Annotated in this window: 22 protein-coding genes and 1 pseudogene; 12 read left to right on the top strand and 11 right to left on the bottom strand. The window is 45.3% G+C overall.

All coding sequences use genetic code 11. The features are described from left to right. Nucleotides 1-98: 98 nt before the first annotated feature. The gene (locus AC0TWI_RS06445; RefSeq protein ID WP_488125513.1) at nucleotides 99-452 is read right to left on the bottom strand and encodes a YlbF/YmcA family competence regulator; all 354 of its coding nucleotides are present in this window, start codon (nucleotides 450-452) and stop codon (nucleotides 99-101) included. A 58-nt stretch (nucleotides 453-510) separates the two neighbouring features. Further along, the gene (locus tag AC0TWI_RS06440) at nucleotides 511-1,650 is read right to left on the bottom strand and encodes a DUF445 domain-containing protein (protein WP_488125512.1); all 1,140 of its coding nucleotides are present in this window, start codon (nucleotides 1,648-1,650) and stop codon (nucleotides 511-513) included. A gap of 186 nt (nucleotides 1,651-1,836) precedes the next feature. Here AC0TWI_RS06440 and AC0TWI_RS06435 point away from each other — a divergent pair, with 186 nt between their 5' ends. The 5 genes from AC0TWI_RS06435 (at nucleotide 1,837) to AC0TWI_RS06415 (ending at nucleotide 4,850) form a co-directional block, all read left to right on the top strand. Further along, nucleotides 1,837-2,055: a DUF5342 family protein gene (locus AC0TWI_RS06435; RefSeq protein WP_488125511.1), complete on the top strand. Its 219-nt coding sequence runs from the start codon at nucleotides 1,837-1,839 to the stop codon at nucleotides 2,053-2,055. 54 nt (nucleotides 2,056-2,109) lie between these two features. Next, complete coding sequence (locus tag AC0TWI_RS06430; protein WP_488125510.1) at nucleotides 2,110-2,301, top strand: hypothetical protein; 192 nt, start codon at nucleotides 2,110-2,112, stop codon at nucleotides 2,299-2,301. Between the two features lie 29 nt (nucleotides 2,302-2,330). Next, the gene (locus AC0TWI_RS06425) at nucleotides 2,331-3,224 is read left to right on the top strand and encodes a helix-turn-helix domain-containing protein (RefSeq protein WP_488125509.1); all 894 of its coding nucleotides are present in this window, start codon (nucleotides 2,331-2,333) and stop codon (nucleotides 3,222-3,224) included. A gap of 114 nt (nucleotides 3,225-3,338) precedes the next feature. Beyond that, nucleotides 3,339-4,439, top strand: a complete 1,101-nt coding sequence (locus AC0TWI_RS06420) for an ABC transporter ATP-binding protein (protein WP_488125508.1) — start codon at nucleotides 3,339-3,341, stop codon at nucleotides 4,437-4,439. Nucleotides 4,440-4,652: 213 nt separating this feature from the next. Beyond that, nucleotides 4,653-4,850: an alpha/beta-type small acid-soluble spore protein gene (locus AC0TWI_RS06415; RefSeq protein ID WP_488125507.1), complete on the top strand. Its 198-nt coding sequence runs from the start codon at nucleotides 4,653-4,655 to the stop codon at nucleotides 4,848-4,850. Nucleotides 4,851-4,914: 64 nt separating this feature from the next. On the opposite strand, the gene fumC is transcribed toward AC0TWI_RS06415, so the two are convergent. The 3 genes from fumC to AC0TWI_RS06400 all read right to left on the bottom strand — a co-directional run bounded on the left by fumC (nucleotide 4,915) and on the right by AC0TWI_RS06400 (nucleotide 9,324). After that, nucleotides 4,915-6,297, bottom strand: a complete 1,383-nt coding sequence (fumC, locus tag AC0TWI_RS06410; RefSeq protein WP_488125506.1) for a class II fumarate hydratase — start codon at nucleotides 6,295-6,297, stop codon at nucleotides 4,915-4,917. A gap of 650 nt (nucleotides 6,298-6,947) precedes the next feature. Continuing rightward, nucleotides 6,948-9,020 carry a transglycosylase domain-containing protein gene (locus tag AC0TWI_RS06405; protein ID WP_488125505.1) on the bottom strand — a complete coding sequence of 691 codons (2,073 nt, stop codon included), beginning with the start codon at nucleotides 9,018-9,020 and terminating at the stop codon, nucleotides 6,948-6,950. Nucleotides 9,021-9,150: 130 nt separating this feature from the next. Continuing rightward, nucleotides 9,151-9,324 (bottom strand): hypothetical protein, encoded by a 174-nt coding sequence (locus AC0TWI_RS06400; RefSeq protein WP_488125504.1) that lies wholly within the window; start codon nucleotides 9,322-9,324, stop codon nucleotides 9,151-9,153. Nucleotides 9,325-9,624: 300 nt separating this feature from the next. On the opposite strand from AC0TWI_RS06400, the gene AC0TWI_RS06395 reads away from it, so the two are divergent. From AC0TWI_RS06395 to AC0TWI_RS06385, 3 genes are all read left to right on the top strand, one after another. Further along, nucleotides 9,625-10,137: a universal stress protein gene (locus tag AC0TWI_RS06395; protein WP_488125503.1), complete on the top strand. Its 513-nt coding sequence runs from the start codon at nucleotides 9,625-9,627 to the stop codon at nucleotides 10,135-10,137. Between the two features lie 194 nt (nucleotides 10,138-10,331). Next, complete coding sequence (locus tag AC0TWI_RS06390) at nucleotides 10,332-11,465, top strand: ATP-binding protein (protein WP_488125502.1); 1,134 nt, start codon at nucleotides 10,332-10,334, stop codon at nucleotides 11,463-11,465. A 141-nt stretch (nucleotides 11,466-11,606) separates the two neighbouring features. Continuing rightward, entirely contained in the window at nucleotides 11,607-12,038 is a 432-nt protein-coding gene (locus AC0TWI_RS06385) for an arsenate reductase/protein-tyrosine-phosphatase family protein (protein WP_488125501.1), read from the top strand. Between the two features lie 93 nt (nucleotides 12,039-12,131). On the opposite strand, the pseudogene AC0TWI_RS06380 reads toward AC0TWI_RS06385, so the two are convergent. Then, a pseudogene (locus AC0TWI_RS06380) lies at nucleotides 12,132-12,209 on the bottom strand (YjcZ family sporulation protein); the annotation flags it as partial. 221 nt (nucleotides 12,210-12,430) lie between these two features. Here AC0TWI_RS06380 and AC0TWI_RS06375 point away from each other — a divergent pair. After that, on the top strand, nucleotides 12,431-14,521 hold the full coding sequence (locus AC0TWI_RS06375; protein ID WP_488125500.1) for a DNA topoisomerase III: 2,091 nt from the start codon (nucleotides 12,431-12,433) through the stop codon (nucleotides 14,519-14,521). 32 nt (nucleotides 14,522-14,553) lie between these two features. On the opposite strand, the gene AC0TWI_RS06370 is transcribed toward AC0TWI_RS06375, so the two are convergent. From AC0TWI_RS06370 to AC0TWI_RS06360, 3 genes are all read right to left on the bottom strand, one after another. Then, a complete protein-coding gene (locus AC0TWI_RS06370; RefSeq protein ID WP_488125499.1) occupies nucleotides 14,554-16,284 on the bottom strand; it encodes a methyl-accepting chemotaxis protein in 1,731 nt (576 codons plus the stop codon). Between the two features lie 75 nt (nucleotides 16,285-16,359). Further along, nucleotides 16,360-17,304, bottom strand: coding sequence for a dipeptidase (locus AC0TWI_RS06365; RefSeq protein ID WP_488125498.1), 945 nt, complete (start codon nucleotides 17,302-17,304; stop codon nucleotides 16,360-16,362). Between the two features lie 52 nt (nucleotides 17,305-17,356). Further along, nucleotides 17,357-17,713, bottom strand: coding sequence for a YidH family protein (locus tag AC0TWI_RS06360; protein WP_488125497.1), 357 nt, complete (start codon nucleotides 17,711-17,713; stop codon nucleotides 17,357-17,359). 139 nt (nucleotides 17,714-17,852) lie between these two features. On the opposite strand from AC0TWI_RS06360, the gene AC0TWI_RS06355 reads away from it, so the two are divergent. Further along, complete coding sequence (locus tag AC0TWI_RS06355) at nucleotides 17,853-18,173, top strand: hypothetical protein (RefSeq protein ID WP_488125496.1); 321 nt, start codon at nucleotides 17,853-17,855, stop codon at nucleotides 18,171-18,173. Between the two features lie 133 nt (nucleotides 18,174-18,306). Continuing rightward, nucleotides 18,307-18,576: a hypothetical protein gene (locus tag AC0TWI_RS06350; RefSeq protein ID WP_488125495.1), complete on the top strand. Its 270-nt coding sequence runs from the start codon at nucleotides 18,307-18,309 to the stop codon at nucleotides 18,574-18,576. A 40-nt stretch (nucleotides 18,577-18,616) separates the two neighbouring features. On the opposite strand, the gene AC0TWI_RS06345 is transcribed toward AC0TWI_RS06350, so the two are convergent. Further along, entirely contained in the window at nucleotides 18,617-18,958 is a 342-nt protein-coding gene (locus AC0TWI_RS06345) for a hypothetical protein (protein ID WP_488125494.1), read from the bottom strand. A 98-nt stretch (nucleotides 18,959-19,056) separates the two neighbouring features. Further along, complete coding sequence (locus AC0TWI_RS06340; RefSeq protein ID WP_488125493.1) at nucleotides 19,057-20,469, bottom strand: SpoVR family protein; 1,413 nt, start codon at nucleotides 20,467-20,469, stop codon at nucleotides 19,057-19,059. 139 nt (nucleotides 20,470-20,608) lie between these two features. Between AC0TWI_RS06340 and AC0TWI_RS06335 the strand changes: the two genes are divergently transcribed. Continuing rightward, the gene (locus AC0TWI_RS06335; RefSeq protein ID WP_488125526.1) at nucleotides 20,609-20,866 is read left to right on the top strand and encodes a YhdB family protein; all 258 of its coding nucleotides are present in this window, start codon (nucleotides 20,609-20,611) and stop codon (nucleotides 20,864-20,866) included. Nucleotides 20,867-20,891 lie beyond the last annotated feature (25 nt).

Below are 20,891 nucleotides of genomic sequence, written 5' to 3'. Positions count from 1 at the left end.
TCCGGCATGTCACTCTTGTTTCTATCAAGTATATGTGCCTATAAGGAAGAAAAGACCGGAAAGCAAAAAGCCGCCCTCTAAAGGGCGGCCACTTCCTGTTATCCATTCATGGGGCCATATAATTCGTCTAGCGGCTTCATGATGATTTTGTTCAGTTCTGTGATTGCCATGCTCATCCGTTGTTCCGCTTCCATCAGCTTGGTGACTTTTTCGTTTTCCTGCACTCGGTTCGCTACAACCTGAGCTTCCATCACTTCATCTTCTGTAATGTCCATTCCTTGCATCTGCTTTTGCTGCAGGCTCATTTGGACATTCCGGAACTCATCGAACAGACTGCTCGCTGTCGCATCATTCGCCACGGCGTCATACATGCTTTTCAGATGGACATATTCCTCGCTCTGTCTCATCGCCTTTTCAAGTTCATACGCATAGTCATATAAGTTTGTTGCCATTGGTAAAACCTCCTCTCCGGGTTATTCTACCATACTTCAGCAGAATAAAAACTGTTCCTTATGAAGTGAGTATCACAATCAATCCTTGAATCACTCCGATGGCTCCTCCAAGAATAGCGCCTAAATAAGTAATCATCGCCAATTCTTTTTTTGCAATTGAAATGACAAGCCCTTCGAGATATTCCAATGAGAACGATTCAATTTGATCTTTGACAATCTGTTCAACTTGAAACCTTCTGAGCATCTCATTGGACCGGCCGGCAATATAAATCCCTGCGGCGGCGAGGAAATTCGGAATCCACTCCGCCTCCAATTTGTCCATATGGGGCGAAAGCAACTCTTTCACTGTCATGTTCAATACTTTATCAACACCGGCTGCATCCATTATACCTTTTTCAATTTGATCCAATATTTTTTTGTCATTCAGAGCGGGTAATATTTCGCTTGCCGATTTTCCGCGGAGCTTGTCCCATTCACTTTCAAGGACATTTGCAACGAGCGTTCTCGTCCCCTCATTATGGAAAAACTTGAGCAGTTCGGGCTGAAGTTTATCTGCCAATGAATCATTCCCAATAAACATTTGCACCATATTCCAAAGCTTCCCACGCTCTTTTAAAAAGTTCTCAATCATGACTTTAATTTTTTCTTTGCCCTCATCGCTGGAGAAATAATCTGCAGCTTTCTTTAAAATCATGTCGCTCGTCTCAGGGATTTTACTGCGTACCGTCTCTTCCCATTCCAGCGGAATGATCTCCTGCAGTTCCTTTTCCCAAAAACGCCCTTTCACTGCTGCATACTTCTTGTCGAGTACTCTCCGTACATAGGCTCTTGCCTGTTCTTCCGGTTGGTCGATATGGGCTTTTCCAAGCAATTGCCCGACTGTGACTCCTTTATCCAGCCAGCTGTTCACCTTGTCTCTGAACCATAGATCCATTTCCGACTTAAACGCATCGTCCTCCAGCTTTTTTCGGATGCTTTCAGGTGTGACAAGATGTTCTACTACGAGTTTTCCAATCTGTGCAGCGAGCTCACTTCGTCTTTTTGGAATCAAACCGGGGGTAAACGGCAGCTTCCACTTGCCGATATAGATAGGCCGATACGGCCGGAATAACATCTTAATTGCTAAAAAGTTTGTAAAGCCGCCAATTAGTGCACCAATTAAAACCATGAATGATATCATGAGCAATGCTTCTTTCAATATGGTCCCTCCTCCTTGCTCCAAGCTGAAGCAAAGTCACTGTTTTGATTATAATGAAGAAAGAGAATAGCAGGCAACTTTTAGTCATGCTCTTCCTGCTTATTTATACGTTTCGCAGCGTGCCAAGTTTCATTTTTCGATGCGGACGTTGCCGTTTTTTGCTACAATAGAGCTGAGGTGAAACGGATGTTCCAGCATTTCCAATTTCAATCTTTATATCAGGACAAACGTCTGCCAGGCTGGCGGATCTCTTTTTATTTCCAGCAAAAGAAATACACCGGCATCTACCGTGCAGACGGGAAAATTGAATGGACAGGAGAGACACCTGACCCATCCTTTGAGTCCGAGATCATCAAACAGATCCACGATTTGATGATTTATCATGTATACGACCAGCAACGCTGATTTTGAATGATTCTGTCCCTTCTATTGCACACTAGCCGATAGGAGGTGCTAATCATGGTTAGAAAGAAACGAACATCCCAATTTTTTCCTGACTCGCAGCATGAAGGGCGGGACCGATTCTATCTTGATGTAGACAGGATGGTGAACGAAGGCATGGCCGGCGGCCATGTTTTCATGCGGGATGACTCAACGAATATCGAAGAGACGACCGATTTTTTTCCTGAGGACCCGCCCGAAGAAATCTGAAGTCTCTGTCAGACTTGGGGCGAATAATTATGTTGGACAAGCTTTTGCAGCTTTACCCGAAAGCAAAAATTTCGGAGCGGCCCGCAGAAATGGATGATAGTCTTTGGCTGCAAGTTGATCAGCAATATATTGGCATATCCCGGGAAACATTGCCGATAAATGAACAGGAACTGCTTCAAACCTTATTCCCAATAACCGGCAGGGACCAAACTTTTCCGATCGATCAAGCTACAGAATACTGGCAGCGATTCTTGTCGGGTAACGGTCCAATACCGGATACAAAGCATGCCGAATGCCGGTTTATCCATTACCAAATGTCGCATATACAAGATGACTTCTTATTCGAAGACTGGGAAGAGGCACTTAAAAGCCTGTTCACCGGTGAAGTCCAATTAATCCCCGTTTCTAAACACGAGGGTGTAATCATCGAGTTTCAGAAACAACTGGCACTGCCTGAGCATGAGCTTTTATCTGCCGTCCAGATGTTTGAAAGTGATTTTTTCTTTAAAATCCACTTTTTCATCGGGCATTTTATGAAAACTGACCCGCTTCTTCGGAGTTTGTATCAGGCAGAGAAGATTTGGTTCAAAAAAGCAATCGACAATATGCCGGGTGTGCGCATGTTTACGAGAGAGACCGTCATGCCCTTTTTCTTACGGGACGGATTGCCTTTAGATGATAAGCAGATGATGTTCCAGGATATACGGGAGTATCTTTTAGGTGACCCTGAGCTAAAAAAGACAGTTGTCACCTACATCGAGTGCCTGGCTAATGCCACTTCGACTGCTAAGAAACTTTTCATGCACCGGAACAGCCTGCAATATCGGATAGAAAAGTTCATCGAGAAGACAGGCATTGATATTAAACAGTTTGCCGGGGCACTTTTTGTCTACATGGCTTGTCTTGATCTGGATGAAAAATGAATTTTTGTTATATTGACGAAAAATGCGTTCCGAGTTTGTGCAAGTTGACATATGAAAATGAAAGCGCCTCCCTTATGATGAATACAACGAAAACATTTTGGGGAGGCAATGATTTTGGCAGAATTACGATTGGATCATATTTACAAAGTATACGACAATAAAGTGACAGCGGTTGAGGACTTTAACCTGCATGTGCAAGACAAGGAATTTATCGTTTTCGTCGGCCCATCCGGGTGCGGAAAATCGACTACTTTGCGGATGATCGCCGGATTGGAGGAAATTACGAAGGGTGATTTCTTCATCGATGACAAACGCGTAAATGATGTTGCTCCGAAAGACCGTGACATCGCGATGGTTTTCCAAAACTATGCGCTTTATCCGCATATGAGCGTTTATGATAATATGGCATTCGGCCTGAAACTGAGAAAGATGCCGAAAGCTGAAATTGACCAGCGTGTGCAAAACGCCGCCAAAATCCTTGGCTTGGAAAATTTCCTCGACCGGAAACCGAAAGCCCTTTCCGGCGGTCAGCGCCAGCGTGTTGCTTTGGGCCGTGCCATCGTCCGGGATGCGAAGGTATTCCTCATGGACGAGCCGCTTTCCAACTTGGATGCAAAACTCCGTGTTCAAATGAGGGCGGAAATTGCTAAGCTTCATCAGCGGCTGCAGACGACAACCATTTATGTAACGCATGACCAGACTGAAGCAATGACGATGGCGAGCCGGATTGTTGTCATGAAAGATGGCATTATCCAGCAAGTCGGTACACCGAAAGAAGTGTATGACCATCCGGAAAACATCTTCGTCGGCGGTTTCATCGGGTCTCCTGCGATGAACTTCTTCCATGGCACTTTGGTCGATAGCGGATTCAAGCTGGAAAATGAATTCGTCATCACGGTTCCTGAAGGAAAAATGAAAATGCTCCGCGATCAAGGCTATATCGGCAAAGAAGTGGCATTGGGCGTCCGTCCTGAAGATATCCATGATGAGCCAGCTTTCATCGATGCTTCCCCTGGCACAAAGATCAACGTTACAATCGAAGTGGCGGAGCTGACAGGTGCCGAAACTATGCTTTACTCTAAGGTCGGCAATCAAGACTTCGTTTCAAGAATCGATTCGAGAACAGAAGTACAGCCTGGCCAGAAGATGGACCTTGCTTTCGATATGAACAAAGCACACTTTTTCGATACAGAAACAGAAAGCAGAATCCGATAAGTTACATGACAAGACCACCTGCCTGGTTATGGCAGGTGGTCTTGTTTTTATTTGCCATTTTGCCGCAAAGTATATTTCCCGTCATTCAAAACATAATATAGGTACAAGCAATTCCTCTATCATTGGGTTATACCAAGCGGTCACATTATGTGGGCCGGTGCAATTCCGGCTAACCCAACCATTAACTAAAACACAACAAGGAGTTGACACAAAATGGCAAACAGCAACAATTCCAACCAACTTTTAGTACCTGGTGCAGAGCAAGCATTGGAGCAAATGAAAGTTGAAATCGCTCAAGAGTTTGGTGTTAATCTTGGTGCAGAAACAACTTCACGTGCAAACGGTTCTGTAGGTGGAGAAATCACAAAACGCCTGGTCTCCATGGCACAACAACAATTGGGCGGATTCTAAAAAGCAAAAACTTCATATACGTGGCAGAAAGGCCTCCCGGCAACGCCGGGGGGCCTTTTATCCTTTACAGGTTAACCATTTTGCTTGGAACAATCCATTCATCGTATTGCTCTTCCGTCAAATAACCAGTTTTGAGGGCAGCTTCCTTCAAGGTTGTTCCTTCTTTAAATGCCAGTTTGGCAATTTCCGCTGCTTTTTCATAGCCGATATGTGGATTCAGTGCTGTAACGAGCATAAGAGAACGGTTGACGTTTTCTTCAATAACGTCCCGGTTCGGCTCGAGTCCCTGCATGCAATTTTCATCGAACGACTTCATTCCATCCGCCATTAAGTGGACAGATTGGAGGAAGTTATAAATGATGACCGGTTTATATACATTCAGTTCAAAATTCCCCTGGCTCGCTCCAAAGCCGATTGCCGCATCATTTCCAAAAACTTGGACAGCTGCCATCGTCAGCGCCTCGCTTTGTGTCGGATTTACTTTCCCTGGCATGATGGAGCTGCCCGGTTCATTTGCCGGGATGCTGAGCTCTCCGATACCGCTCCGCGGACCGCTTGCGAGCCAGCGGACATCATTTGCGATTTTCGTTAAATCCGCTGCAAGGCCTTTCAAAGCACCATGCACGTAAACAACTTCATCATGGCTGGTCAGAGCGTGAAACTTATTATCTGAAGAGACAAAGTGATAGCCTGTCTGCTCTGCAAGCTGCCCTGCAACCTCATCGCCAAAGTCACGATGGGCGTTAATGCCTGTGCCAACAGCCGTTCCGCCGATCGCCAGGTTCAGGAGATGTTCCGCACTTTCTTTGATCATCGTTTCGCTGCGATCGAGCATCGCTCTCCAACCACTGATTTCTTGGCCAAGTGTAAGCGGAGTGGCATCCTGAAGATGGGTACGGCCGATTTTGATAATGTCCATGTACGCTTCTTCTTTTTGCTTGATCGTCGTCCGTAATTGCACAAGCGATGGAAGCAGCCTCTTCTGGATTTCCTCGTACGCTGCTACATGCATTGCTGTAGGGAACGTATCATTCGAGCTTTGGGACATGTTCACATCATCATTAGGATGAACTTTTTCATCGGATCCCTGCTCCTTAAGAAGTTCGTTGGCACGTCTCGCCACCACTTCATTCACGTTCATATTTGATTGCGTACCGCTTCCCGTCTGCCATACGACCAATGGGAAATGCTCGTCAAATTTTCCGGCCAGCACTTCATCACATGCTTGCACGATCGCCGATTTTTTGGCGTCGGACAGATTGCCCAACTTGTTGTTTGCAGCAGCTGCCGCCTTCTTGAGATGAGCAAAGGCACGGATCACTTCCAATGGAATTTTTTCGCCGCCGATTTTGAAATTTTCTTTGCTTCGTTGTGTTTGTGCTCCCCAGTATTTGTCTGCCGGCACTTTGATTTCTCCAATTGTATCGCGTTCTATCCGGTACTCCATATGTACAGTCCTCCTGTTTATCTCTTTTTCACAGCAATTCCATTTTCTCATAATTCTCCCGTTTTTTCTAGAGTGAAGCCGTTTTCAATGCCTTCTGCAAAAAATCGGCCCGGGGAGGTTGGAGGTCTCTGAACGCTGTCTTCTTCTATGTGTGTATTAGTTAATATGCGGTTCCTGTTGCTTTCCGCGAGGCAAGGCTTGAGCTTAAAAAGACGAATGCGTATGCGTGGAATTGATTTTCAAAGATATCGTTCAGGAAAGAGGCAGAATTAGATCGGGTTAGTTAACGTAGGAATAGGAGATTGCGTGAATTTAGGCGGAGGTTGCTTTAAACAAAACCTGCTGAAGGTTGATTGGAGCGAAAGGGCGAGACTCCTGCGGGATGGGCGGGACAGGTGCCCCCGCACCCGCAAGACGCGAAGCGCACCGCCCGACCCGCGGAAAGCGAGCAACTGTAGCAAAAATCAACCTTCCCCACTACCAGATTAAAAGCAACGTGTTTCGCTTAGGAAAAACACTTCACTTTAGGTAGGTAAGCGTCCGCCTGGAACACAGATTCACGGTTTCCAGGACAAAAAACGGGAATGGATTCATCATTCCATTCCCGTTTTTAGCGGCTCTAAGCAGTTGCCGGGCCACTAAGGCGGATATCAATCCCCTTTAAATTTATTGATTCCTTCCTTGAACTTCTCCTTGAATTTATTGAAGTTCCCTTTTCCTCCATTCATTTTCTGCTTCCACTTTTCAGTCTGCTCGGTCATCTTTTCATCGAATTCTTTCCATCTGCCCCGAAGCGATCGTTTTTCTTTCTCCTCAATCTGTTTATTAATTGAAGTGGCTCCGAATTCCCCCTGTTCGATGTACTTGGACGTATTTTCCATTATCGACCGGAAAATCGGAACAACCGTGCCGCTGCTCGTCCCCTCTAGATAGTGCTGACGGTCAGTATAATCGTAGCCAAGCCAAACGGCTCCAACAATGTTTGGCGTGTATCCCACGAACCATTGGTCTTTCGTGCCGTTCTTTATATCTTCAAACGGCAGCTGGGTGGAGCCTGTTTTGCCGGCCATTTGAAATCCTTGAATATTCGCATTGCGTCCTGTTCCCGTCTCAACAACATTCAGCAGCATCTCCGTCATTTTATCGGCTGTTGACGCACTGATCACTTTCTTTTTCTTTGGTTTCTTTTCACCGACTACATTGCCAGTCGGCGAAATGATTTGGGTGATAATATGCCCTTCCACCATTACACCTTCATTAGCAAAGGCGCCATAAGCCTGGGCGATTTGTTTTGGAGAATAACCGGTCTTTGTTCCGCCGAGCGCCAGACTCAAAAACTCGTCCTCAGCCTTAAGCGGCAGCCCAAAACGCTTGACCGATTCGACCCCTTTTTCAACTCCCAATTCATTTAGAAGCCAGACTGCCGGAACGTTTAGAGACTGTTCAACCGCTTTATACATCGGCACTTCGCCTTCATAAACACCATTAGAATTTCTTGGCTGATATTTGCCGAACTTTGCATCCTGCTCGTCCTTTAACATGGAGTGGGCATCATAACCCGCTTCCAGAGCCGGCACATAAACAGAGAGCGGCTTCATAACGGAACCGGGTTGGGCAGTAAGCTGAGTCGCACGGTTATAGGCACGGAACGTATGTTGGCCCCTACCCCCAACAAGTGCCCGCAGTCCGCCTGTTTTCGGATCCATTAGTACAGCCCCGCTCTGGGCGAGTGTTCCGTCACTGCTGACAGGGAAGAGAGAATCGTTCTGGTACACCTTCTCGAGCACGGACTGGAGATTTTGATCCATTTCAGTATAGATCTGATACCCCTTTGTTAAGATGGCATCCTGCGTCAACCCATATTCCTTGATGGCCTCGTTAAAAATGGCGTCGACATAATACGGATATTTGCCCTTTAGCGGATCTGCACTTTTATCGTCGAGCACGACTTTCTCATGGATGGCTGCTTCGTATTCCGCATCTGTTATCTTCCCGTATTTCTTCATTGCACCCAACACGACGTTCCGGCGCTTGATGGAATCATCCAGATGCTTATACGGATCGAGCCCTGTAGGTCTGTTGATGATTCCTGCTAGCATCGCTGACTCGCCAAGTGTCAGGTTTGAGACGTCCTTACCGAAATATTTCTTGGATGCTTTTTGTACGCCCCATATGCCGTTCCCCATATAGATCTGGTTCATATACATTTCCAGGATTTCATCTTTTTTGTACTTCTTCTCTATTTCAACCGCGAGGAAGATTTCCTCCAATTTTCTCCTGTATGTTCTTTCATCGGAGAGCAAAGCGTTTTTTGTCAGCTGTTGAGTGATCGTGCTTCCTCCTGCCCGGATCCTTCCCGATGTTAAGTTAAGGAAAAAAGCCCGGGTCATGCCCCGCAAATCAAAGCCGCGGTGTTCCATGAAACGGTGGTCTTCAATCGCGATGATCGCATTTTTCAGATCGTCCGGCACTTTGTCAATTGCGACACCTTCCACCCGGTTAGCGGAAATTTTGCTGGCAACATCTCCGTCTTTGTCAAAGATGATTGTTGATTGCGCCAACCCCTGTTTCAATGTATCGACATTGGCCTTGTTGGCAAGGTAAGCGAAATAACCTAAATTGATCAATAGAAAAAGGGACATGACGAGCAACAATAGTTGGGTAAGGTGTGCCCTTTTCCAAAGTCTTCTGATCGTTGCTCTAATTTTGTGGAGATAATCCATCGTTGTGCCTCCATAATCCAATCTCAACCTACATTCTAATATAGTTGTTGTTGCAAGGGAAATAAAAAATCAACCGACCTCTAGACCGGTTGATCAATAATGGCTGCTTTTGACAAGGTTACCCAGATCTTTACATTTCCCGGTTTTCTTGACTGTTCTCCTTCAGTGCAAGAATTTCCTCATCCATAGCCTTCATGTACATATAAACAATTTGCCTTGTCTTGTCACTTGCCTCGATTACTTCCAGATGCTGCATGCATTTGCGGATCGCCGGATGTGCTTGCAGCTTCTTCTCTTTTTTCATTCTAATCACCCCATCATAGGCAATGCCTTGCGTTTACCCTGAAACTCATATGGATGACAGCAGATCAAAATGGCCAACAGTTGCAGCTCTTCCGCTCTGCCAGATGAAAAAACAAGAGTAAGTCCTCTCAATCCCTAGGCTTGTACGCATGATTTTGTTTAACACTCTGCATACAGCGGGTAGAGTAAAACCAACCAATTTTCCAAAAGAGCCTCTTTCTCGCCAGCTTACTTGTCTGAAAATTGGGTAAATAATTTTTACTCTATTACAAATACTATTATACACGAGGAGTGTCAAAAAATGTATAGGCATATTTTAGTAGGTTTTGACGAATCAAAAAACAGCCAAAAAGCACTAGAGAAAGCAGCTATTATGGTAAAATTAATGGGAAACGCAAAATTGACAGTGGCAAAGGCAGGTTTGCCGCCGGTTGACCACGATATTGCATACTATGATGCTCCGAAAGAACACCAGTACATTTTGCAACCGATGCCGGACACTGGTATTTACGCTGAACCCCCCATCGGCACAAGGGGGATTGAGCGTGCCCAAGGGACGCCGCCTGAAGAGTCGGTCGATCAAGAAGCGAAGTTTGAGGCTAAAGATATACTTAACAAGCATGCGGTTCTCGCGGAATTCATCAATCTACGCAATGATTCGCCAAAAAGTTTGTTGGACTATGCCGAATTTAACGATGTAGACCTTATTGTAATCGGTCACACCGAAAGAAACATCTTTGAAAGATTTGCTCAAAAAAACGCGAACGATGAATTGCTGAAGCATTCGACAGCAGATTTGCTCGTTGTACAGTAAATGGATAGTCTTCCCCGCTCAAGGAAGGCTATCTTCTTATAGCGATAGTGGAATAAAGCATCGTATCCATCATATATTGAGAGAAAAGGTCGAAAGCCGCCTCGCCTTGGTTCTTTTGCTTTATGGAAAGTGATTCCTTTTTAGACGTTTCACTTTATCCCCCTCCTTGCTATAATAAATAAAGAGGTGAAAAAATGAATCCGCTGGCCCTTGATATTCTCTCAATCTTAAAATCCAGGAAAAATGAGATCTTTTTCCAATGCGAAAAAAAGATGATTGAGTTTTCTGAACCAATAACATCTACCTTGTTCAAGGAGAATGGGCTCCTTTTCCTGGAGGTGATAGGGAAAGCCATCACTCTTGAGGTTGAAGATCTTGAATTGTACTTAGAGAATTTATCCAAGCAACTCGTAAAAAGCTATATTAATCCGGATACAAAAATTGAACATCTCGTCTACAACATTAATATGGGCAAAACGATCCTCTTCAAAAAATTCGTTCACACCATGGAAGTTAACGAAAAGACGTTGGAAGTGTATGACCGTATAGGTGATATTATTGATCACTTCCTGTACTGCCTGCTCCAAACTTTGTCAGCCGACAAGGGACAATCTGCGGCTGCAAACCAAGAATACATACAAGAAAGCCATGAAGAGCGCCTAACGCTGCTTGGGCAAATGACATCCAGCTTCGTCCATGAATTCAGAAATCCACTGACAACCGTTCACGGATTTGTCCAGCTTCTTCAGGCAGAGCATCCTGAACTTCCTTATATGGACATTATATCGGACGAACTTGAGCAATTAAAATACCGGATTACACAATTTCTGACACTGTCCAAACGGGAACAATTTGAACAGGACTCATCCATTTTTTCTATGAATAGACTAATAGAGCAAGTGACTGAATTTATTTATCCCCGATTATTGGAAGTCAATGTAGAATTGCATCTGGACTTGCAAGATGACTTGTTTGTTTTTGGCCAAAGAGAAGAGATCCGCCAAGTGTTGATCAATATTATTTTCAATGCGCTCGAAGTACTTTCAGGAGCTACCGCCCACCCGTCTGTCATCAGTATTGAAGGATATCGTGAGGATGGAGAGGTTATCATCAAAACGGCAAATCCAGGTCCAAAAATTCCCGATGATCTAATGGCTAATATCTTTAAACCGTTTGTTACAAATAAAAAAACCGGAACTGGTCTCGGTCTTTATGTCTCTAAAGACATCATCACCAAACATCAAGGACGGCTTCTCTGTGAGTCTAATGAAAAATTGACAACCTTTATCATCATTTTACCTGAGGCAACAAGTTATACTGCAGAATAATAGAGAATAGAGCGACAGCTGCAGTTTGTCGCTTTTTTTCTGCCAGAATGTTTCCTTTTTTAATGAATATCATGAAATTTCGCTTATTCGGCTGGCGGCCGGGTATAGAATAATGAAATCATCAGGAAAGGACTTCATGATATGGCCGATAATTTACTGTATTTTCTTTCCCCGCTGCATAACCGCAGTGCGATGGCAGAAGCATGGGCGGAACGGGCTAGACTGGATGATTGGAATGTCTCCAGTTCGGGTTGGAAACGAAGTGAAAGGCATCCGCTCAGCATTAAAGCCATGCGGGAAGTGAACATAGATTTATCCAGAAAGCCTGTCCGCCTCGTCAATGATCAACTGCTGCAGAGCGCATCCTGTATTATTGCTCTTTATGATTTCCACCATGAGTCGGCACCCCCTCTTCCCTCTCCCTACATGGAAAAGCTCGTCAAATGGGATGTGCCGGCACCTGAGAAAACTGGCCGCTCGGAAATCGAGATTTGGGCTAAATATCAAGAAATCTGTGACATCATTGCTGAAAAGGTCCTAACGTTGGAAGAAAAGCTGCAATCGAATAACTGAAATTGCCTCATCCGATTTTCAGGGATTGAGGTTTTTTATGTATGGGCAGTAAAGGGATCTGAGATCCCTTTACCGCATCCTCGATGCAGAGTCTTACAGCCAAGCAGCACCGACGATAATCAATAGAATAAACAACACGACAATCAATGCGAAGTTGCGGCCATAACCGCCTCCGCCGTAACCGCCGCCATAGCCGTAACCACCGCCATAGCCGCAGCCGCCCCATCCGAAGCCCATGCATTCCACCTCCCAAATCTGTTTCACCATATCCTATTCAAACGCCTTTCTTTTTGTATGGACTTTTGCTGAAATTTATTTGTTTTCTGTTTCGCTTCAAGTTCGTTATACTAATCAGTAGCGGCTAGATGCTGTACGGAAGGGAGTTTATCGAATTGAAATCACTTGTACTTGCTGAAAAACCGAGTGTGGCAAGAGAGCTTGCCCGGGTGCTTGGTTGTACCAATAAACAGAAACATTATATAGAAGGTCCGAATTACATCGTAACTTGGGCACTTGGCCATCTGGTCGAGCTCAAAATGCCGGAAGACTACGATCCAGGATATAAAAACTGGAAAATGGAGGATTTGCCGATCATCCCTGACAAAATGGGGAAGAAGATTATCCGGCAAACAACCGCTCAATTTAAAGGAATTGAGCAGGCAGCAAAACGCAAGGATCTTAAAGAGCTGATTATCGCTACTGATGCAGGACGCGAAGGGGAGCTTGTCGCTCGTTGGATTATTGAGAAAATCCGTTGGAACAAGCCGGTCAAAAGATTATGGATCTCCTCACAGACAGACAAGGCAATTAAAGACGGATTCCGGCAACTCAAGGATGCTAAGCAATATGATGACCTGTATGCCTCTGCCGTCTGCCGCTCGGAGGCTGACTGGCTGATTGGATTGAATGTTACACGCGCACTGACGGTAAAATACGATGACCCGTTGTCCGCAGGCAGAGTTCAGACCCCGACACTTGCCATGATATTAGAGCGAGAAAAAGAAATTCAGGCATTTACACCGAAAGAATACAGCATTATCCATGCCAAGGCTGGCCTTCTCGATGCGACATGGGAAAAAAATGGCGAGAAACGGATCTTTGATGCCGCAACCGCTGAAAAAATCGTTGAAAAAGTAAAAGGCGAAACAGCTGACATCGTCTCTGTCACAAGGAAGGAAAAAAGCGATCAGCCGCCTCTTCCCTATGATTTGACGGAATTGCAGCGCGATGCCAACCGCAAGTTTGGTTTCTCAGCGAAGAAAACATCGAATGTTTTACAAGGGCTGTACGAACAGCATAAGCTTGTCACCTATCCGAGAACAGATTCCCGATACCTGACGACCGATATGGAGAACACCATGCTCGATCGCTTGCAGTCATTGAAAGGCCTTTATAAAGAGGAAACAGCTCCTGCCCTCAGGAAAAATGGAAAGGTGACGTTGAAGCGTGTCTTCTCCAATGAGAAGGTCACCGATCACCATGCAATCATCCCGACCGATGAACGACCGGTCCCAGGCAATCTCTCACCCGATGAACGGAAGCTCTATGACCTGATTGTACGCCGTTTTCTATCGATGTTTTATCCTGCCTACCGTTATGAGACGATCCAGGCGGTCTTCAACATCGCGGGAGAGACATTTTCCACTAAAGAATCGATCATCATAGACCTCGGCTATAAAGCGGTGCTCGGAAAAGAGGACGACGGGCATCTTCCAAAGAGGATGATCCATTTGAAACAGGGCCAGACCTTAACCGTCCAGGAAGCATTTGCCGAGAAAAAAATGACCGAACCGCCTCAAAGGTATACGGAAGCCGATCTGCTTGCAAAAATGGAAAAATACCAGCTTGGCACACCGGCAACACGAGCGGACATTATTGAACGGCTGCTCGGTTCAGAAGCGATCGACCGCCAGAGCAACAGGCTTCACCCGACTGCGAAAGGAAAACAGCTGATCGAGCTGGTTAATGATGAGTTGAAATCGCCAGAGCTGACGGCGAAATGGGAGGATGAGCTGGAGAAAATCGCCAGAGGAAAAGGCAATCCTGAAGCCTTCCTCCGCAATATCCGCAAGCAGGCGAAACAGCTCGTGACAGAGATCAAGCAAAGCGACAAAAAATACAAGGCCCATAACCTGACGGGCTCAAAATGCCCTGAATGTTCCTCACTTATGAAAGAAGTGAAAGGAAAAGACGGACGGATCCTCGTCTGTTCCAACCGCGAATGCGGGTACAGGAAAAGAAAGGATCCAAAGCTCAGCAATAAGCGATGTCCGCAATGCCATAAAAAAATGGAAATGCATCAAGGTTCTGCGGGCCTCTACTTCCAGTGCAGACGTTGCAATGTAGTCGAAAAAGCCGACAAGCAGAAAAAGGCGGTTTCAAAGCGGGAAGAGAAACAGCTACTGAAAAAATACTCACCTGATGAAACATTCACCAATCCGCTGGCCGAAGCCTTGAAAGCGGCGCTAGAGAAAAAGGATTAAAAAAACTTGGGAGAAAAATCTCCCAAGTTTTTTTATTGGCTCAGCTTGAAATAATTCACTTTCGCCTTCAGTTCCTCGGCCATTTTTGACAAGGAAATCATCAAGGAGGTAATTTCTTCTATCGAAGCTGTCTGTTCCTCCGACTGGGCTGCGATTAAAACCGTTTTATTGGCATTGTCCGCCGCAACTTCTTCTATTGTCCCCATCGCCGAAACGATTTCCTGAATATTATCGTTGATCAGACCAATTCCCTTGTAAATTTCACTAATTTCCCCGGATACTGCCGTAATTGACCCCATAATATCATTGAAGGCTAAACCGGCATTCTCAATCATATCCCTGCCCGTTTCTACGGTCTTTACACTCTCATCCGTTATGCGTGCTGCATCCAGCATGCTCTCCTGGATTTCATGGATCAAAGCGCCGATCTGGTCGGTTGATAGAGCGGACTGTTCAGCCAGTTTGCGGATTTCCGCAGCCACAACGGCAAAGCCCTGGCCATGCTCCCCTGCCCTTGACGCTTCAATCGCCGCATTCAAAGCGAGAAGATTTGTCTGTTTCGAGATGTTCGCTATAACCGTCAATATATGGTCGATTTCTTCCGATTTCGCTGACAGGACCCCCATCGAGCGTGACAGGTCGATCGTCCGATCATTGATCGTTCCCATATGGGCAACAGCCTGGTCGATCGCTTCGTGGCCACCCTGTGCTTTCTTAAGTGTCACCCCAGAGTCATCGTTCAGCCATTGCGCCTTCAAGCTGATTTCTTCTGTTCTTCCGGATATGGCAAAAAGTGTTTCGTTCGTCTTTTGGACAATATTCAGCTGTTTCTCGGAGCCGGCCTTCACATTTGTAATGCTCTCGGTGTTCCGTTCAGCAGCCGCTGAGATTTCCTCCGTCCCTGACGATAATTGCTCTGATGTGGAAGCAACTTCAGCCGAGCTGGAGGATACACTTCCAATCACTTCCCGAAGATGGCCGACCATACTATTAAGGTCAGTTGCCAATTGGCCGATTTCATCCTGTTTTTTCAGTTGCAGATCTTCCGCCGTCAAATCACCGTTAGCGACTCTCCTCGCATATACGATAATCTGATTAAGCGGATCGGTTGATTTTTTGATCAGAAGTATTGTCAAAATACCTGCAATGATAATTGGGACAATAGCGAACAATAAACTTCCTTTCACCATTTCCCAAGTTCTGTCATGCAGTATCCCTGCCTCAAAATCAATGGCACTGATAGCGATGATCTCTTTGGATGGATCGTGATCGGCAAAAATAGGTGCATAGCCTGTCAGCCGCTTCATCCCTCCAAAAGAATAGACATTTGAATAAGATGGCGACCTTGTTTCGAGCAGTTGCTCGATCGCTTCTTTATCGACGTAGAAAGTGTCACCCACGGCAAAACCTTGGTCAAGGATATTTTTATCCCCTGCGAGCAGTTTTCCATCAGGATCGATGATATACTGGCCGGCAAAAATCTGCTTATGATCAACAGTCCAGCTGATTTCATCGCCGACTTTCCCTGATACAGAGCTGTCACCGCCCAGAATCTTTTGGACATCCGAGGGATCGATTAGCGCTGTTGTAATATTTGCACAGCCGAATGCCTCTATACCTGCCGCCTTTTTGATTTCCTGATAATTTGCCCGGTACATGGACACGGAAATCATAACAGTACAGAACACTAATATCCCTGTAATGATCAAGCCTAATTTCATCGTCAGCTGATTCTTCATTTTTTCTCTTTTTTTTCTACTCAAAAGCCACTCTTCCTCTCATATGCAAAAGTGCTACTCTTTGGTATTATCGGAGAGAAAGAATAGATATTTAGGGTTTTATTTTTTTCGTTTCCATTCAGGCGGCAGAAGCCCGATAAAATTTTCCGAAGCAAAGCCGCGGACCTGTTCTTCTGAATAGAATTTCAGCAATTCATTGATCAGGTTTTGATAGGATGCTGCATTTTCAAGCCCTGTAACATGGTGTGAAATCCCGTCAAAATCCGAGCCGAAACCGATATGCTTGACTCCTCCAAGACTGCACAGGTGATCGATATGCCGAAGGACATCTTTAATGCTTGCCTTTCCGCCAGAGTTAATAAATGGCGGATAAAACATGACATGAATCATGGCGTCTTTATCAAACAGCGCTTTTGCCTGGGCATCACTCAGATTTCGGGGGTGTTCACATAGCGCTTTGGCATTTGAATGGCTTGCTATCAGGTAATCGGCCAGCTCAATCGTCTCCCAAAAGGCCGCTTCGCTTGCATGTGACACATCGGTAAACACATGGCGTTCGTTCAATGCGGAGACGACTTCCCTGCCGAACTGCGTCAATCCTCCCGACCGTCTTTCCAAACAACCGTCCGCAGCCAAGTTCGCAAAGTTCCAAGTCAGGCTGACTGAACGGATACCGAGCTCGACAAGGCGATGCAGCTTCCCAATATCGTTGCCGATGCAGTCAACGCCTTCAAGTGAAAGAAATGCACCAATTTGCTGCTCCCCAAGCGCCTTAATTCCCGGCCAAGTCTCTATCTGTACGACTCCTGTATGGTCTGCAAGAATATGGTCGTAAAAATATTGAATCTGTTCCAATGCCGCCGTGAATTGATCATCCGACTTTACTTCAGGTGGGACGAAGACAGCAAAGCATTGCACCTTCACCTTCCCTGCTTTCAGCCTAGACAGATTGGCATCCAATTCAGGTGCACCTTCAAACTGGATATTCCCTTTTCTCTCCCAAAGCTTCAGCAGCGTATCACAATGCAGATCAACAATTTCCACTCTCTTCACCCCCGCTTTTTTCATATGTATTCGAACATATGCATGACAATGATCAGTAGATGACGGTGATGAAATAGGTGCCTAGAAGCAACATCAAAATACTGACGGCAAGCGAAATAATGGCGATCATTGTTTGAGATGAGCGGAATGTATTCTCGTTGATATGTTTCCGCTTGCTGATGTAGCTGAATGTGCCTAGCAGCAAAATGAAAATACCGATCATCAGAGATAAAATCATCATTGCAATTGAAATAAGATCCGTCGTCTCGCTGACCCTTTTGCCAAAATTGAAATGGAGCGTTACCGATAAAAAGCCTACACCCACAACGGAAATACCAGTCCGCATCCAGGCAAGATAAGTTCGCTCGTTCGCCAAATGCTGCTGGGCATATTTGAGCTCATTGTCCATGTAAATCACCTCATTCATTCTCTTTCCACGAATTATCTGGTGAAAAACGGTCCCTCCGTTTATTTAAGGACATTTTGAGGAAGTATGAAAGTGGCAGAAGGTATCTGCTGCTGCCAAATAGGATAAAGGAGTGAAAGCAATGGTATATGCCCAATCATTTGAGGACTTCCTTCTATTTGCCAGTGAAGCCCGCAAAAAAAATAAAGAAGGCACATTGTTTATCAGCCAAAAAGATTTGGGAAACCGGGACTTTTTTTGGGGTGACGAAGATACCGGCAATACGAATATCCCTCAGGAGATTTTGATGCTGCTTCAGACCGATGGCGGCTCGGCATATTTTGAGTATACATTTATCCAGCCGCAGGATTTGGAAGATGTGCATGAGCAGCTGATTGAAATCTATCAGCTTTTTCCACGGGAAGTGGTAGAGCAGGAAGAAATCAAAAAAATGCTTGCTTGAAACCCACGACTGTTCGCAGGGCCGGAACCCGGCCGCTCGGGCAGTTTTTTTGTTATGGAAACAAGGAAGTCCGGCCCACCATTTCCTCCCCACCTCTCTCCAAAAATGGTATGATGCTCTGGGGAGGATGAAAATGACTGTATTGAAGATGATTTACTCAGCTGTTGTGCATGGTTTTTTAGGCTTTGTCTGGATGTTGTTCATTAATCGCATGCTTGATATGTATATCGCAGCCAACAAGTCCATCATCATTTTTATTGTAGTAATATTGGGATCTCTTTTATTTCTCGATATTTTGACAAGGGTGCTGGACTCTTTCTCGAAGGACAAAAAAGCACAGATCCGAGTGGTCGGCTACGCTGCATTCGGAGTTGTCGTCATCTTGCAGCTGCTCACAAGATAAGACGCTTTATGGCTTGGCCATAAAGCGTCTTCTATTCTTCCTACGCATGGAATCCAATTAGCATTGTTTCTTTGTCGACGACATTCGGCTTCGCATTCGGCAAAGTTATCACCGAACTAATATGCTCCCAGCGAATCATAAAGTTGGTTGTGCATGTTTCTTCCTTCTGCTCCTCCAGCGGTATCTCCGTTCCATCATTCTCAATCACTGTTCGCTTATAGCATGGATTCTCAACCCATATGCCCATATTCTCAGCCTGAATCAGTTTAACCGTATACCAATCTTCAGGCTTATAAATACCCGTCATCGGACCGGTCAGATCCTCTGGCAGGTTTCTAAATTTGATCTGGATATTCTGGTTTACATAGCTGTCCAAGTACATGGTATCCCTCCCCTGCATGTTAGTTTCACTATTTCCTCCTGTTGAATTCTCTAAACATAAAAAAGGCACGCCGGAACACGGCATGCTTCATGAAAGCATCAAAGAAATTTCCTTTGTACGTTTCTTCCTTCATAAGTAAACAGCAATAATCTGTTCTCCACCACGCTCTCAAGATGGACTGGCCTTCCCCAGAGCTGATGGATATAGGGCAAAACCTTCTCTAAATATTTCAAATCGAGCTCGATACCTTCAAAGTTGTGCTTCAAATACAGTTCCCCGTTCTTCATATAATCTCCGTCCACGACCATAATATAAGGAAAACCGCCATTGACGCGCATATTTACGAGCTGATCTCTCACTTGTTTCCATTCCTTATCAATGATCTTATAATCACGCCCCTGCTTTTGAAACAGGTAAAGATCCTCACGGAGAACAAGATCTTTCGTCAGGTAATTTCGCAAAAAGGAAATATCAGATTCAATTTCCCTTACCTCAAACATCTTTTCCCGTCCGGAATTCGGCTGAACCCCTTGCTTGATCATTTCTTCGTCGGGATTATTCCACCGCTCTTCGATGTCTTCAAAAATTTTCAGGCCCAAGTAATACGGATTAATGCCCGTTCTGGACGGCTGAACAACGCCTGCATTCAGCTTGGCAAACTCAATCGTCTCGTCGCTTGTCAGGTCAAGCTCCCGCAAGATCCGCTGATGCCAATAAGAGGCCCAGCCTTCATTCATGATTTTTGTTTCAAGCTGCGGCCAGAAATACAGCATTTCTTCCCTGACCATAGTCATAATATCCCTCTGCCAGTCCGTCAACTCCCGGCTATGCTGCTCAATAAATAAAACGAGATCCTTTTCCGGCTGGGGAGGGAAACGCTTCCTTCTCCGCTTTCTTTCCGGCTTTCTGGCTTGTGCGTCATCAAGCGACCATAAGTCATCATATTCCGTTGGCCGCTGCTGTTCATCCTCTTCCCATTCCTCATCGTCGTCCCAACCAGATTCCGGTTTAATCAAAGAAGGATCAATATGTTCCTCAATAGCCAGGACCGCATCCAAAAAGCTTTCCACTTCTTGCTTGCCGTACTCGATTTCATATTGACGGACCCGTTCTGCCGTCGCAGCCATACTCTCCACCATGTCCCGCTTTGTATTGCGGAACCTGACATTGTTTTTGAAAAAGTCGCAATGCGCCAACACATGTGCGACAATCAGTTTGTTCTGTATGAGGGAATTCGAATCGAGCAAAAAGGCATAGCAAGGATTTGAATTGATCACTAGCTCATATATTTTGCTTAACCCGAAGTCATAATGCATTTTCATTTTGAAAAACTGCTTGCCGAAGCTCCAATGGGAAAAACGGGTCGGCATTCCGTAAGCGCCAAACGTATAAATAATATCAGCCGGGCAAATTTCATAGCGCATCGGATAAAAATCCAGTCCAAGGCCGGTTGCAATTTCAGTGATTTCCGCAATCGCATACTGAAGCTGATCCATTTGATTATTCATCATCTGCCCCTCCTTCTCTCCACAATGTATGTGGGAAACGGAAAGAACATGAGGCAAGTTTACGTTCGGGTGACAAGATTTACAACGACAATCCTGCTGACAATTACATATACTAAAATCAACTCCAAAAGGAGGGATTCGCATCAATCATCTGGATTATGACCGGGCACTTTACTACACACACCGGTCCGAGTGGGATAATCTGCTTATTTTAATGGTACGGACGAAGGATCATATGCTCTCCAAACGGATCGAGCGGTTCATGAAAGCCTATCAGTTCTCAAATGATTATTCCTTGATCGAACGGCAACTATTCAATTTGCTGCGCTATATTGATTATGCGAACGAAAAAACGGCACATCCTCTCCATATGGAGACAACGCCGTCGTATTCTGTGTAATCCTGTGAAAAATAAAAACGGAAGC

It is taken from the genome of Lederbergia sp. B243.17 (assembly GCF_057657925.1).
The sequence above is the reverse complement of the archived record's forward strand: the minus strand, read 5'-3'. Positions and strand labels throughout refer to the sequence as shown.